The organism is Methylobacter sp. (assembly GCF_004322395.1).
Taxonomy (GTDB): domain Bacteria; phylum Pseudomonadota; class Gammaproteobacteria; order Methylococcales; family Methylomonadaceae; genus Methylobacter_A.
The window spans coordinates 59,565-75,768 of the sequence record NZ_SCTW01000102.1 but is presented as its reverse complement, the minus strand read 5'-3'; the positions used below and the strand labels follow the sequence as shown (position 1 = coordinate 75,768).

Genomic DNA, 16,204 nt, shown 5'->3' with positions numbered 1-16,204 from the left:
AATCCGAACTCAATCTTTAACCAATATTTTCCCAGTTTGATTAATTCCCGATAGGAAGCCGGTAATCCATAGAGCTTAGATAGCAAGAAAAAAACCTTAACTTGGTCCGCCACGAACGAGACATGGATTACTTTTCATTCAAGGCTGGGAATGATTTGCATCACATCATATCGCAAAATATTAAATTATATAGTCTTTTTAAATTGACCATGCCTCGCCAAATTTCCCCATAGACGGAATTAAATTCCGAGTCTCAATGTGCTCCAGTAACCATGAATATTCTAAGTAAAATGAAACATCTGCTAAAATTGAAGCGAGGAGGAAATTTAATGTTGAAAAAAATTTTACGCTGGTTGCTGGCCTTAATTTATAAGGTTGAAATCAGAGGGCTGGACAATTATAAGAAAGCCGGAAACCGAGTCCTGATTATATCCAATCACACGTCCTTTCTGGATCCGTTATTACTGGGCGTATTTTTACCTAATAACGTCACTTTCGCGATCAATACCCAGGTTTCCGAACGCTGGTGGTTGAAGCCTTTTTTAAGGTTATCCCGCGTGTTTCCGATGGATCCGACCCATCCTTTATCACTGAAGGATTTGATTCATCATTTGCAGCAAGACACCCACACCGTTATTTTTCCTGAAGGCAGAATTACCGTAACCGGTTCGTTAATGAAAATCTACGACGGCACCGGCATGGTCGCCGACAAATCCGAAGCAGCCATATTGCCTGTACGGATTGAGGGTGCCGAATACACGCATTTTTCCAGATTGCGCAATATCGTCCGCTTGCGTTTATTTCCGAAAATTACTATCCAGATTTTACCTCATACGTTCGTTTCCCCTCCTCAAGGATTAACCGGCAAAAACCGCCGGAAATACAGCGGACATATTTTGGCCGATATTATGACTGAGATGATGTTCGCGACCAGCCATTGCCGGCAGACTATTTTCGCCAGTTTGCTTGAAGCGCGAAAAATACACGGCGGCAAACATACTGTTGCCACCGACCTGGAGCGCATTCCGCTAGCCTATGACAATTTAATTACCCGTAGCATTGCGATAGGCAACGCTTTAAAGAAAATTACAGTAGAGGGGGAGCATGTCGGCGTTTTTTTGCCTAATTCGACCAAAACGTTATCGGTCGTTCTGGGCTTGCAGCTTTATGGCCGGGTGCCGGCCATGTTGAATTATTCAACCGGCTCAGCCGGCATGGTTTCCGCTTGTAACACAGCAGAAGTCAAAACCGTTTTGACTTCGCGCCGCTTTATCGAGCTTGGCAATTTAGCCGACGAAGCCGATCATTTGTCCGAACAGGTTAATCTTGTTTATCTGGAAGACTTGGCTGGGGAGCTGTCGGCATGGGACAAATTTCAGGCGCTGGTGCAATGCAAGACCGCTAATATCTGGTACAAACATGCCCAATACAGTCCCGATAGTCCGGCGGTAGTTTTATTTACTTCCGGTTCTGAAGGCACGCCGAAAGGAGTCGTGTTGTCCCACGCCAATATCCTATCCAATCTTAAGCAATTGGAAGCGCGGATCAATTTTAATGCTAGGGACGTGGTGCTTAACTTTTTGCCGATGTTTCATTCTTTCGGCTTTACGGTCGGCACTATGTTGCCGATCCTGCATGGCATGACCACTTTCTTTTATCCGACTCCTTTGCATTACGCGGTCATTCCTGAAATCGCTTATGAAATCAACGCGACCATCATGTTTGGCACTAATACCTTCTTAGCCGGTTACGCAAAAAAAGCCCACGCTTATGATTTTTTCAATATGCGTTATGTGGTCGCCGGTGCGGAAAAGTTGCAGGAAACTACCCGTCAAACTTGGATGGATAAATTCGGCATACGCATACTGGAAGGTTACGGCGCGACAGAAACCACGCCTATCGCTTCGGTCAATACGCCGATGGATTATAAAACCGGTACCGTAGGCCGGTTTATGCCGTCTATGGAATACAAACTGGAACCGGTCGAAGGAATAGAAGAGGCGGGTAGGCTTCACGTCAAAGGTCCCAATATCATGTTGGGCTACCTGTTGGCCAACAACCCAGGCCAATTGGTTCCGCCTAAGTCGATTTATGGCGATGGTTGGTACGACACCGGCGATATTGTGCATGTCGACAGCGAAGGCTTCATCAGCATACGCGGCCGCAGCAAGCGTTTTGCCAAAGTCAGCGGTGAAATGGTCTCATTGACCGCTGTAGAGCAGATGGCGACTAATGTTTGGCCGGATGCGCTTCACGCCGTCATCAGCTTGCCGGACCCCAAAAAAGGCGAGCAGGTTATTTTGGTCACCACGCAAAAGCAGGCGACTATTAATGACTTGGCGGAGGCATCTAAAGGCGTGGCTCATATCCTTCTGCCAAAGAAAATATTAATCGTTGATGCGATCCCGGTGATGGCGACCGGTAAAACCAATTATATAGCGGTTACAGAGCTGGTTGCCGGCAAAGTTTCTTAGCGTTAAATACAAGGACGTATAAATGATTCATCCAGAGAAAAAAATTGCAGTCTTGATTGACGCTGAAAACACTCAGCAAGATGCTTTGGTAGCCATAATTACCGAGCTATCTAAATACGGTTCTCTGATCGTTAAAAGAGCTTATGGCGACTGGAGTAGCCTAGTGTTAAAAAACTGGAAAACGCCGATGAATGAGTTGGCGATCCAACCTATCCAGCAATTTTCTTACACATCAGGAAAGAACTCTTCTGACGCAGCGATGATTATTGATGCAATGGATTTATTATACTCAGAAAAATTCAACGCTTTTGCATTAATTTCTAGTGATAGTGATTTTACAAAGCTTGCAACACGACTAAAGGAATCGCACATTCATGTATATGGCGTTGGAGAACGAAAAACGCCAATTGCCTTTCGAAATGCTTGTGACGATTTCATCTATATAGATATTTTGAAAACATTAGATACGGATACGGATACGGAGAAAACTGATCCGCTCAAAATAGAAGAACCTAAACAAGCAGTAGAAAAACAAAATCAGCTATCTAGACAACAGCTTTGCCAAAATAGCAAGCTGATGAATATGCTGCGCAATGCTGCCAATGAATGTAGCAATGAAGAAGGATGGGCGGAACTGGGTGTTTGCGGTTCATTGATCAAAAGACAGCATCCTGATTTTGATTCCAGAAATTTTGGTTATGCCAAATTATCAACTCTTATAGAAACAACCGAACTATTTGAAATGAAGAAAGTTGCTATGAAAGGTACTAATGCTTTCAAACTTTTCTATAGAGATAAAAGAAAAAATAAAAGTTGAACGCTAAATCCTCATCTACTTCAACATCATATAATGAATAAACAAATCTACCCCTTACTGATCGCCCAATTCTTATCCGCATTCGCCGATAACGCTATTTTGTTCACAGTAATTGCTATGGTGATGCAGTCCGCGCAGTTGCCTAGCTGGTATGTCCCGGCTTTACAAAGCGTGTTTCTCGTTGCTTTCGTGTTGCTTGCGCCATGGGTGGGCGGATTTGCCGATAATCATCCGAAATCCAGGGTGCTGATTATTGCGAACCTGATTAAAGCGGCAGGTGCAGGATTATTATTGTTTAATGTGGAACCGTTGATTGCTTATTGCGTAGTTGGTGTTGGCGCTGCCCTTTACAGTCCGGCAAAATACGGCATTCTGCCTGAGCTGGCAGGGCATGAATTTCTGGTTAAAGCGAACAGCTGGATTGAAGGCTCCACCATTTTGGCTATCTTGCTAGGCATGATTATAGGCGCCAGAGTGGCGGATTACTCGATAACTTGGGCGCTAACCGGAACCATCATCATTTTTACGGCCTCGGCTTTGATCACTGTAGCGCTACCTGTTCGCGTGCTGAGGCATGAACATATTCCGGGCTCGAGAATTATGGCTTTCCAGCGGCAAATGGCTTCGTTTTTCACTACGCCGCGATCGCGCTTCGCTATTCTGGGAGGCTCCTTGTTCTGGGCCGCCGCGGCAACCTTAAGAGTGATTATTGTGGCTTGGGCGCCGCTGGTATTGTTGGCTAAAAGCGCTACCGAAATTGCTGAGTTGACCTTATTTCTTGCGATCGGCATTATAGCCGGATCGGCTTTGGTGCCTCGGATGATTTCGCTGGAACATTTGCGCCGTGCCAGAATACCCGCTTATTTAATGGCTGCCTTTGTGATTGTACTGAGTCTGACAGAGAGCATCTGGCCGGCCCGTTTCACCCTATTTTTTATCGGCATGATGGGCGGTATGTTTATCGTTCCTGTGAACGCCGCCTTACAGGAATTGGGACAGCAAAGCATCGGCAGCGGCAGTGCCGTGGCCTTGCAAGGTTTTTTTCAAAATCTTGCTATGCTGGTTGCAGTTGGCAGCTATACTTTTGCCTCTGCGCATCAGGTAACCCCGGTACTTGCAATGTTTATGCTAGGCTTATTAGTATTCATAACCACTTTTTTGATATCGCTGCATCTGCCTGATAATCAAAAAGAACAAAGAATGATTAATTACTAAAAGTACGCTTTGGATTACAATAAAAGGAGCAAACTAAATGAATCTGTTTGAACTTGGAAAAATCACCATGACGCCATCGGCTATTTCGATTATAGCTAATTTTAAGGTACCGATAGGCGATTTGCTGGACAGGCATCAAAGAGGTGACTATGGGGATGTATCAGAGGTGGATTGGCGCGAAAACACACTTGCGTTACTGCCCGAATCGATAGAAAGAGTAATGTCAGTCTATACTGCCGGCACCGAAAAGCTATGGATAATTACAGATCCGGACAGAAAAGTCACAACTCTGTTAACAGAGGAAGATTTTTAACGATTCGTTCTGCTTGTTTCCGAACTCCAGAAAGCGGTCTGTAAGACTGCGAATATTATTCGTTTCGATGGGTAACGCTGTCTAATCTGTGTTTGGTTTATCAACAACAAAGCGTATCGACGGAGCACAAGCCTGAATGTTCGCATGGTTTAATGATTTACTGGCCGGCGCCAGCAATTTTATGCCCCACGGTGCTTGCTATCTTTGGTTGCCGTCAATCCTGTGGTTGCATGTTATAAGCGATGGCGTTATTGCGCTGGCTTACTTTTCCATTCCGTTTGCATTGTTCTATTTTGTCCGAAAACGCATCGACTTGGCTTATCGCTGGGTGTTTGTGCTGTTTGGGGCTTTCATTTGTTTATGCGGCACCACACACTTGTTCAGTATCTGGACAATTTGGCATCCCGATTATTGGCTTGACGGCCTGATAAAATTAGCCGCAGCGCTGATTTCGATAGTCACTGCCCTGCTGATTTGGCCGCTGATTCCAAAACTGTTACGTTTGCCTAGTCCTCAAGAGTTACAAATCAGCGAAACTTATCTACGCGCTATTTTCGATGCTACACCGGACGCCATGCTGATCAGTAATGAACAAGGCGTTATTACCATGGCCAATCAACAGGCCGCGTGCCTGCTGAGATGTACGGTTAACGAACTGCTCGGACAAACGATTGAAGCCTTGGTGCCGGAGCGTTTTCGTGTGGAGCATCCGGCACTGCGGGCGAAATTTGCCGCATCGGCAGTGGCCCGGCCGATGGGAGTAGGGCTGTCGGTAAAGGCTCTACGAAAAGACGGCAGTGAAGTGGATGTGGAAATCAGCTTAAGTCCGATCCAAACAAATCAAGGCTTGTTTTTTGCCAGCGCCATACGCGACATCACCGAACGGTACCAAGCCGAGGCCACGCTACGGGCAAGCGAGGCGCGTTTTCGCCTGATGGCCGACAGCTCACCTATCATGATCTGGATTACAGATGCCGAGGGAGAGCCCACTTTTGTCAATCGGTCCTGGCTTGATTTTACAGGTCTCGATTCGGCACAGACTATGACGCATGAGGACTGGATCAATACTATCCATTCCGACGACAAAGAAACAGCCTTCGTGAGGTATTATCAAAATACCGAGGTTCAGGCGCCCATTACCACAGAATATCGTCTGCGTAATGCGGAAGGCGATTGGCGCTGGATTTTAGATAAGGGAACGCCTCTTTATAATGATAGCGGCGAGTTTACCGGTTATATCGGCTCGGCAATCGATATAACCGAGCGTAAACAAGTACAGCAAATATTGCAGGACAAAGAGCAAATGTTGTCCGAATCGCAGCGTATCGCCCATGTCGGCAGTTGGTCTATGGAATTGATGACCGATTACATTAGCTGGTCGGATGAAATGTATCGAATTTATGGCGTTACGCAGCAGACGTTTGGACACTCCGTAAAAGCGTTTCTCGATCTGATTCATCCCGGTGATCGCGTTGCAATGAAAAGATGGATCAGTGACTGTAGAGCGGGGAAAGGGTCGCGTGAACTCGATTTTCGTATTATGTTGCCGGATGGTAGCGTTCGTTTTATTCGTGGCAGTGGTGGATTGCAATTCGATGAAATGAAAAGGCCGCTACGCATGGTGGGGTGTGCACAAGACATCACCGAGCGTAAAAAGGCCGAACAGGTATTAAATCAAATCAAAGCGATGATTGACACATCCATGGACGGATTTTGGATAGCCGATTCGATGGGTAATGTATTGCAAGCTAATGAGGCTTATTCAAAAATAATCGGTTATTCAAATGATGAATTGACGCATATGCATATCAATCAATTGGAAGCAATAGAAGGGCCGGAGAAAGTAAAAGAGCATATTGAGAAAATTATTGGGCAGGGTTATGACTTATTCGAAACCCGTCATCGTCATAAAGATGGGCATATAATCGATATTGAAGTCTCTGCCGCCTTTCTGCCTGAGTTTCAGCAGTTTTGTGTTTTTTGCCGCGATATCACCGAGCGTAAACGAATAGAGTTGGATCTTCGCATCGCCGCTATTGCTTTCGAATCCCAGGAATCCATGGTCATTACTGATGCGACGAGCGTCATTTTGCGGATTAACAAGGCTTTCACCGAATCTACCGGTTACACGGAACAGGAGGCGGTGGGTCAGAGAATAAGCATACTCAAATCAGGACGTCATGATAAGGCTTTTTATGAGGCCATGTGGAAAAGCCTTCTTCGTACCGGGACTTGGCAGGGAGAAATCTGGGACCGGCGGAAAAATGGCGAAATTTATCCTAAATGGTTGTCCATTACTGCGGTAAAAGAGAGCGATGGCGCCGTTACTCATTATGTCGGTACACATACCGACATCACCGAGCGCAAGACGGCCGAGGAACAAATCAAACAACTGGCTTTTTACGATCCGCTGACCCAGCTGCCCAACCGCAGACTGTTGCAGGAACGACTGAAACACGGCATTAATGTGGAACGACGCGATGGCAAACAGTTAGCATTGCTGATGCTTGACCTAGATCGTTTTAAAGCGGTTAACGACAGCTTTGGGCATCTGGCAGGCGACGAGTTACTGCAACAAGTCGCACTACGCATCACAGCAAGATTGCGTAATGTAGACATGGTAGCTCGTTTGGGCGGCGATGAGTTTGTCGTGTTGCTGGAAGATATCGCACATCCTAAAGATGCCGCCCGGGTGGCTGAAGAAATTATTACTGATTTAACTAAGTCCTTTTGTCTGTCCCAGAGCGATAATGTTCAGATTGGCGCGAGCATCGGCATTAGCTTGTATCCGCAACACGGCGATACTCCGGAGATATTGATGGATCACGCCGATGCGGCGCTGTATCAGGCTAAAGACGCCGGGCGCGGTTGTTTTGCCTATTTTTCCGAAGACTTGACCTTAGCGGCTCGTGAGCGCATAGCTTTGGAATCGCGTCTGCGCCGGGCGATCGAGCAAGAGGAATTACGCATTTTCTACCAGCCGCAGGTAGATATTGCCAGCAACCGCATCGTCGGCGCCGAAGCCTTGGTGCGTTGGCAAGACCCGGTTGAGGGGCTGATTCCGCCGATCCGCTTTATTCCCATTGCCGAGGAAACCGGGCTGATTCTCACGATTGGCGAATGGGTGCTGCGGGAAACCTGCCGACAAGGCCAGCAGTGGCTGGATGCGGGTTTACCGCCGTTAATCCTGGCGGTGAATGTGTCCCCCCATCAATTTCGCCGTAGCGATATTTGTGATTTGGTAGCAACTGTTCTGAACGACACCGGTTTTCCCCCTCAGCAACTGGAATTGGAAATAACCGAAAGCGGATTAATGGAAAATCAGGAGAACGCAACGGCCATTCTTAATAGTCTTCGCGCTCAAGGCGTTCGTCTTGCTATTGATGATTTTGGCACCGGTTATTCATCCCTGGCTTACCTGAAGCACTTTCCGTTGGATGTGTTGAAAATCGATAAGCGCTTTATCGATGATATTCCGTTTCATCAGGATGATATGGAAATCGCCGCTACCATTGTCGCCATGGGGCATATTTTGGGCTTTAAAGTTTTGGCGGAAGGCGTGGAAACTATGGCGCAACTGGCGTTTTTGCAGGAAAAGGGCTGCGATATGTACCAGGGCTATATTAAAAGTAAACCGGTGCTGCCGCATGAGTTTGCCGAGTTATTGCGTGAGCAACAACATTTTTAGGCGGATTAGCAAGTTTCTTTTCGGCACACCGCTTTGGAGCAGTCCCGCATAACCCTCAGGGACGTGGGAATGCGGATATTATGGCTTATGGACTGTATAAAGCCCAGAACTAGAGCAACGCAGGAGCAGTCGTAAAACGCCTACTGTTGGTATTGATAAGCCAACATGTTGGAATAATTTAAAATCAGCAGAAAAATAATAATAAATGATAAATTTTCCTCAATTTGCAATATTGCTAAAGCAATTCGGCGTAGCTGCACTTTATGCGCTGATCGGTCTGACTACTCTTGCCTATTGTTCAGTCAACGGTGTCATCAGTGTCCTCTGGTTACCGGCTGGGTTGGCGTTGTCCGCTTTGTTGTTAGGCGGGAACAGGTACGCCTGCGGAGTATTTCTCGGGGCGCTGTTGGTCAACATAATAACAACCAATTCCTTTTGGATGGCCGCAGCCGTTGCCACAGGCAATATGCTGGAAGCGCTTTTAGGTGCCTGGCTGCTTGAACGCTACGACATTTTTAAACAATCTGCCCTATCTACTCGCCACTATCTACAACTGCTTATAGCCGGGGGAATTGCCAGTGTCATTGCCGCGCTGGTTGGAACTGCAACATTAATTTTTTCAGGCCTTTTAGCTGAGGAGACTTTTTTCCTGAATCTGACTTATTGGTGGATGGGGGATACGCTGGGCATTGCCTTGATGGCTCCACTGATTATAGTCTGGCGGTATAGGTCTGTTGATTGGCTTAAACCGAAACGGCTGACTGAGTCCATGTTATTGCTGGCTTTAGCATTTCTGTCGGGCCAGGCGATTTTTTTGGATTGGATGCACGACTCAATAGGCGATATTGCTAAAGGCTACTGGATGTTCTTATTTATCACTTGGGCGGCGGTGCGCCTGGAGATTCATGGCGTAGTGCTCATACTGGTCATGTCGGCGGTGATGGGACTTCTTGGCGCAAAGCAGGGAACCGGGTTCTTCGCTAAAGATATTACCCAAACTTATGCTTCGACAGGGCTCAGCACAAGTCTGGCCAATTATTGGTTTTTTATGCTGATACTGTCCTTGACGGGCATGACGCTGGCTACCTATTTCGTTGCCCGTAGGCGAACCGAACAAACATTAATAGCAAGCGAGGGCTACCAACGCGCCATCTTCAATGCCACTCCGGATGCTATGTTGATTAGCGACATGCATGGAATTATTACTCAGGTCAACCAACAGGCCGAATTACAGCTGGGATATAAATCCGGAGAGTTGATAGGCCAATCGATTGAAATTTTGGTGCCGGCAGGCTATCGTCCTAAGCACCCTGAGCTGCACGCTAAATTTGTTGCCGCCCCGGTCAGCCGGCCGTTGCGAACCGGACGAACATTACAAGCACAACGAAAAGACGGCAGTAGTTTTGATGTAGATATCAGTGTAAGTCCGATTAGAACCGAAAAAGGCATGTTCTTTGCCAGCGCGTTACGGGATGTCACATTGGACAAGCAAGCCCAGGCGCATCTTCGTGTTGCCGCGATCGCTTTCGAGTCCAATGAACCGATGGTCATTACCGATGCCAAAAACATTATCTTACAAGTTAACCGGGCCTTTATCGAATCTACCGGCTACTCAAAAGAAGAAGCCGTTGGACAGCATATAAACCTGCTCAAATCCGGGCGTCATGACGCGGCCTTTTATTCTGAGATGTGGTCGTGTATAGAATGCAACGGTACATGGCAGGGAGAAGTTTGGGATCGACGCAAGAATGGCGAAATTTATCCAAAATGGTTGATTATCTCAGTGGTGAAAGGAAATGATGGCGAAGTAACCCATTATGTCGGCACCCATATCGATATCACCGAGCGTAAAGCTGCCGAGGAACAGATCAAACAGCTGGCTTTTTATGATCCGCTGACCCAACTTCCCAACCGCAGGCTGTTACAGGAACGGCTGAAACACGGCATTGACGTAGAACGGCGCGATGGCAGGCAGTTAGCATTACTGATGCTCGATCTGGATCGTTTTAAAGCGGTTAACGACAGTTTGGGGCATCTGGCAGGAGACGAGTTACTGCAACATGTTGCGACAAGAATAACGACCCGTTTGCGTGATGTAGACTTGGTGGCTCGTTTGGGCGGCGATGAATTTGTCGTGTTGCTGGAAGATATCGCACATCCTGAAGATGCCGCCCGGGTGGCCGAAGAAATTATTGCCGATTTAAGCAAACCTTTTTGTCTGATGCAGAATGAAGAGGTGCAGATTGGCGCCAGCATCGGCATTAGCTTATATCCGAAACACGGCGCTACTCCGGAGATACTGATGGATCACGCCGATGCAGCGCTGTATCAGGCTAAAGACGCCGGACGCGGTTGTTTTGCCTATTTTTTCGAAGACTTGACCCTAGCCGCTCGTGAGCGCATAGCCTTGGAATCGCGTCTGCGCCGGGCGATTGAGCAAGATGAACTGCGCGTTTTCTACCAGCCGCAGGTGGATATTGCCAGCAACCGTATCGTCGGCGTCGAAGCCTTGGTGCGCTGGCTGGATCCTGTCGAGGGGTTGATTCCGCCGATCCGCTTTATCCCCATTGCCGAGGAAACCGGGCTGATTCTCGCGATTGGCGAATGGGTGCTGCGTGAAACGTGCCGGCAAGGCCGGCAGTGGCTGGATGCGGGTTTGCCGCCGTTAATCCTGGCGGTGAATGTGTCCCTCCAACAGTTTCGGCGTAGCGGCATTTGCGACTTGGTTGCAGCAGTGTTAGCTGAAACCGGTTTTCCAGCCAAGCAACTGGAATTGGAAATAACCGAAAGCGGATTAATGGAAAATCAGGACAAAGTGACAAATATCCTCAACTGTTTGCGTGGTCTGGGTATTAGGTTGGCTATTGACGACTTCGGCACCGGTTATTCATCCCTGGCTTACCTGAAGCACTTTCCGTTGGATCTGTTAAAAATCGATAAGAGTTTTATCGATGATATTCCTCATCTGCAAGACGACATGGAAATTGCGGCCACTATTATTGCGATGGGGCATATTTTGGGTTTTAAGGTTTTGGCGGAAGGCGTGGAAACTATGGCGCAACTGGCGTTTTTGCAGGAAAAGGGCTGCGATATGTACCAGGGCTATATTAAAAGCCGGCCCATGCAGGCGGAAGAGTTTGCCGAGTTTTTGCTTGATCAACAGCGGAGTGAATGAAGCGTACGGTTGATTAAAAGCTCTTATTCACCACGAAGACACGAAGAAATAAAACTTCGTGTCTTCGTGGTGATTATCTTTTAAGATGGTGTGCCGGAAAAGCTTCCGCTCAAACAGGCTTATTTCGGCCTACGTCCTTAGGCAGTGTAAAACTGAAAATACTTCCCTGACCGGCAGTACTTGCCACTGAAATAGTTCCGCCCAGCAGTTTAACCGCTGATTTAACGTAATTCAGTCCCACGCCTTCGCCTTCCACGTTATGGTTGCTACCGCGACGGAACATCTCAAAAATTTTCTTTTGATCTTTTTCCGGAATACCCAAACCGTTATCTCTAATAAAAAATTGAACGCAGTCGTCCTGTTGGTCAGCCCATAGCTCAATTTTTCCGGGGCGGGCGGGGTCTAAATATTTGACTGCATTCGACAATAAGTTGGCAAATATCTGAGCTAGTAAATAAGGATCTGCCTCAACTTGCGGCAACAGGCTAACCATAAACTCGGCCCCAGCCTGATCACTCTGATATTTTATTGCCTCGATGTTATCGTTTACCAGATGTTGCGTGTCGACTATGCCGATATTCAACTCCTGCCGCCCCAAACGGGAAATTTTTAAAATTCCGGCCAACAACTGATTCATTTTGGTTACACCGCCGGTAATAAACCGTGTCGATGTCGGAATATCCTCGTTTAATATTTCCAGTAATGCGGCTTTTTTATGTTCAGCCATATGCTCCATCTCAACATCCAGAATTTTGCGTAAATCCTCCAGGCTAATGCCTAATTCGTTAACAAAACCCTGAATATTAATGATTGGCGCGCGTAAATCATGCGAAACGATATAAGAGAAATCCTTGAGTTCCTCATTGTATTGCTCCAGCAGGTCGCGGCGATTTTGCAGCTCTTCGTCGCGGGACTGGATATGCTCAAGCATTTGGTTGAAACCGTTCACCACGGCATTCAGTTCTGTGATGTCCGGCCAGAATAGCACCCGCCTATCGTAGTTGCGGTTTTGCCCGATCTCGAGTGCCGTTTTCGCCAATTCTTCCAAGGGCTTGACGACACTAGAAGCCAACCGGTTATTAAGCGCTCGGCCTAACCAGTAGATACCGAACATTACCAGCATAAAAATACTCAAAACAGTGGCAAGTTCCAGCCAATCTTCGGTCAGGTCGGCTTCGATCCAAACCCGGCCGATGATTGGTCGGCTAGGCTCGGATACAGGCTGGTTTGGTGCCAATACGGGCCGTTCCAGATGTAATTTATCGGTAAAAACTTGATGCAGTAAATTCTTCGCGGTACCGGGTAAATTTTGCGTTAAGTTCGGAAGAGGAGCGTAGACGGCCAAGGTCTCGCCATTCGACTTGATTATGCCGGCGCCGGACACTTCGGCAATGGCGGATAAAGAATGCAGGTTTTCTTCCGCGGACGGCCTGTCGGAGAAAACCAGCGGCGCTTCGCTATTGATGGCCAGGATGGACGCAAGCGTGTGCATACGTTGGATCGTGTCCCGGTACTTGCTGATTGCCGTATACCCGGCGAATAAGATGAAAGAAATCAGCATGATCCCGGTAGATACCCAGAGGATTGAGTTCAGGTGCCTGGAGATAGAAGGGGAGGCGGTCTCTACTGATGAAGCCTTTTTACCCTTGTCCGTCAACTTGAGCATTTTTGAAACGATAAGCTTTACGATAGACATCTTAGGTGATTCCCGAGAAAGAGTACCTCATCAAATACAATGGAACGCAGATGACGCGGATGAATATGATGAACACGGATAATTCAATAAAAATCTTACACATAATTATCAGCGTCGCCTGGAGGCGCCTACTTTTGGCATCAGCGTTCCATTTTCTAAACTGCTGAATAGTTACCGTCATTGAACGATTTTGGCTAATTTCAGCAATTTTGAACTGATTTTTAGCTTCGACGCCAAAGCTGTATTGATGTTGATTTCGAACCTCAGCCGGTTGGATTCGGTGATCAAATTGATCATAGCGCCCTGAGGCAAGCCGTCTTGAACATCGGTGACAATCAATACGGGAGCGTTATGTAGCAGAGTGATAGCCTTGCCGAAATTCTCTTGTTCGGATTGAGCCAAATAAAGAATATTACAATCCGCCAAATGCTCCAATTGGCTCGGATATTTAAAGCCGGCGTCAATTTGCCCCGCTTTTGCTTTCAGCAAACTGGCAATGGTTGCCGCCTTGAACGGATTATCGCCGTAAATACAGATTGCTAACGGCTTAGGCGGGCCAGGCCACTCGACATAGCTGGCGAAATTGAGCAGATAGGCCGCTTTAAGATCGTACTCCGTGACTGCATCGGCCAATACAGCGCCTGCAGTGAGGACCAACAGCAACAGCCAGACAGTGATTTTCTTTATCGCCGATACGCACGTCATGGGATTAAAACCGGCACTGGAATTTCAGGCGAAAAGTACGCCCCTCCTGTGGAATGCCGTAAATCCCACCGGGTTCCAGGCGGTTGTCGTCGAACAGGTCATACACGCCTGCGGACAGGTTAAGGTTGGTGATGGGTTGGTAGAGTAAATTCAGGCCGATCCTGGCATATCCGGGTGTTTTGCTTTGCGGAGAATTTCTTGACGACAGCATTTGCATGTCGAAACCGCCGTGCCACTGAGGGTTGAACAGCGGCGCCATAAGATTCAACTGGTAGAGGTGTCCAGGCACGTTGCTCAGTATGTAGCCGTCACTTCCCCGATCCATGTCTTCGGCAAATATCAAGCTGTAGCTGCTGCGTAGTAACGCACCATTGTTCCAGCGCCGCTGCAATTCGAATTCGGCGCCATAGCCGATTTCCGCATCCAGATTGGCGACTTGCCGGAACTCTGGAGATTGCTGTATCTCTTCCAGTCGCTTGCTCATGTCCATATAGTAACCGGTAACGGTAAATTGCCAGTTATGGTCAAAAATTTGTTGCCAGCTCAATTCCCACGTTTCAATTTGCTCTGCGTGTAAACCGGTATTCGGTAAGCGTCCTGGTCCGCGGAAGGTTCCGTCTTCGTTAAAAGTAATCGGATAAGCTTGATATTGGTGAACTACATTGGGAGCACGAAAGGCCTGTGCATATTGCAATTTGACGGTGCTGTCCGTTAAAGGATTGTATACGATCCCAAACCGGGGACTAACCAACACATTTGAAAGCAAGGAATGGTCGTCCAAGCGCGCGCCGACCGATAGTTTAAGTTGATTTGTCAAGACGACATCGTCTTGCAGATAAACACCTATACGATGGCTATCCCGTTCATCGAACGAAAAAACCGTATAAGGATTATCGAAAAAAATACCTTGCTGTTGCAGCCAGTTTTCTTGGGCTTCGATTCCACCGATCAGCGTGTGATTATCAAAATGTCTGGAAACAAAATTCGCCTCAAACCCGCTCCACCAAGTGTGAACGGGGGCGGCACTTATTGTATCGCCGTAGTGATAAAACCCCCTGAAATCGTAATCGCCGTAGAAAGCACGGGCGGAAAAGGCCAGAGAGGGAGACAAGATTTTTTGATACTTCAGATTGACAAACGCTTCGCTGTCCTGATAACTGTTGGAAGGATCGTCGAAGTTAGTGCCGTATGCGCCGCCCGGCAACCCTTTGTAGCGCCGCCCATAGCCGCCTTCGAAACTAAAATTGCCCCAACCCGCTTTGGCGAAAAATTGCTTGTTATGTTCGTCGTTAGTGTGGCTTGTTATGCCTGCCGGGTTATCGGGGCTGGCATGTTCAGGGTAGCGTAACGTCGGTCCATCGGCATTCAGGCCGGTGGCGGATATTAAATACTCCAGACCGTTATTTTGTTTGCGTCCATAGCTGAAACGGCCTTTATATGAATCAAAGCTACCGTAACTCCCGGCAAGTTCCCCGCCATGGAAAGAGCCCCCATCCTTGGTCACGACATTGACTACCGCAAAAAACGCGTTGTTACCGTATAACGAGGAGCCTGGGCCCCTTACGATTTCGACATGATCTATTAAGTCGACATCCAGCGGAAACTCGCTGCCGAGTAAACCCGAATCGAAGATGGATTCGTTTATGCGGTTGCCGTCGATCATCAACAGCATACGCCCGTTGAGCGCAGTGGATTGATCGAAGCCGCGAACACCGACATAATCGTACATACGGTCATTGGTGATAAAAAAACCGGGCACTGTACGCAAGATGTCGCTCAAAGTGCGATAGCCGAATTGCTGGATTTGATCCTTACCGACTATTGTGACTTGGCTGGCGGTTTCCGATAATTTTTGGCTGTATTTCGATGCTGTGACGGTTTCCAGCTCTACATTCATGAGCTGTTCCAAATCCATCTTACCGATATCATCCACTTCGGTGGCAAAGACCCTGATGCATGAGCCAAACAGTAGCGCGGCTATTGATAGTTTTAGGCGGCTTTTGAGACGGTGATTGGATCCGGGTATGATGGGGCTGTCGGGCATGAAGGTGTTGTAAGATTAAATAAGATTTTTAATGTTAGCCGGATTGCACTTCGGAGCCGGTTAATGAACAGTCACAG

Annotated in this window: 9 protein-coding genes; 6 read left to right on the top strand and 3 right to left on the bottom strand. The window is 47.5% G+C overall.

The window, feature by feature from the left end; genetic code table 11:
* Positions 1 to 329 precede the first annotated feature (329 nt).
* The 6 genes from EPO18_RS14390 to EPO18_RS14365 all read left to right on the top strand — a co-directional run bounded on the left by EPO18_RS14390 (position 330) and on the right by EPO18_RS14365 (position 11,682).
* Positions 330 to 2,474, top strand: a complete 2,145-nt coding sequence (locus tag EPO18_RS14390; protein ID WP_292434358.1) for an AMP-binding protein — start codon at positions 330 to 332, stop codon at positions 2,472 to 2,474.
* A 22-nt stretch (positions 2,475 to 2,496) separates the two neighbouring features.
* A complete protein-coding gene (locus tag EPO18_RS14385; protein ID WP_292434354.1) occupies positions 2,497 to 3,291 on the top strand; it encodes an NYN domain-containing protein in 795 nt (264 codons plus the stop codon).
* 33 nt (positions 3,292 to 3,324) lie between these two features.
* A complete protein-coding gene (lplT, locus tag EPO18_RS14380) occupies positions 3,325 to 4,506 on the top strand; it encodes a lysophospholipid transporter LplT (RefSeq protein ID WP_292434353.1) in 1,182 nt (393 codons plus the stop codon).
* Between the two features lie 37 nt (positions 4,507 to 4,543).
* Entirely contained in the window at positions 4,544 to 4,819 is a 276-nt protein-coding gene (locus tag EPO18_RS14375; RefSeq protein WP_292434351.1) for a hypothetical protein, read from the top strand.
* Positions 4,820 to 4,955: 136 nt separating this feature from the next.
* On the top strand, positions 4,956 to 8,507 hold the full coding sequence (locus EPO18_RS14370) for a sensor domain-containing protein (RefSeq protein WP_292434350.1): 3,552 nt from the start codon (positions 4,956 to 4,958) through the stop codon (positions 8,505 to 8,507).
* Between the two features lie 205 nt (positions 8,508 to 8,712).
* Positions 8,713 to 11,682 (top strand): bifunctional diguanylate cyclase/phosphodiesterase, encoded by a 2,970-nt coding sequence (locus EPO18_RS14365; protein ID WP_292434347.1) that lies wholly within the window; start codon positions 8,713 to 8,715, stop codon positions 11,680 to 11,682.
* Between the two features lie 109 nt (positions 11,683 to 11,791).
* Here EPO18_RS14365 and EPO18_RS14360 read toward each other — a convergent pair whose 3' ends face one another.
* From EPO18_RS14360 to EPO18_RS14350, 3 genes are all read right to left on the bottom strand, one after another.
* The gene (locus EPO18_RS14360; RefSeq protein WP_292434345.1) at positions 11,792 to 13,378 is read right to left on the bottom strand and encodes an ATP-binding protein; all 1,587 of its coding nucleotides are present in this window, start codon (positions 13,376 to 13,378) and stop codon (positions 11,792 to 11,794) included.
* Between the two features lie 177 nt (positions 13,379 to 13,555).
* A complete protein-coding gene (locus EPO18_RS14355; protein WP_292434342.1) occupies positions 13,556 to 14,083 on the bottom strand; it encodes a YfiR family protein in 528 nt (175 codons plus the stop codon).
* Between the two features lie 4 nt (positions 14,084 to 14,087).
* Positions 14,088 to 16,127 (bottom strand): TonB-dependent receptor plug domain-containing protein, encoded by a 2,040-nt coding sequence (locus EPO18_RS14350; RefSeq protein WP_292434340.1) that lies wholly within the window; start codon positions 16,125 to 16,127, stop codon positions 14,088 to 14,090.
* Positions 16,128 to 16,204: the final 77 nt, after the last annotated feature.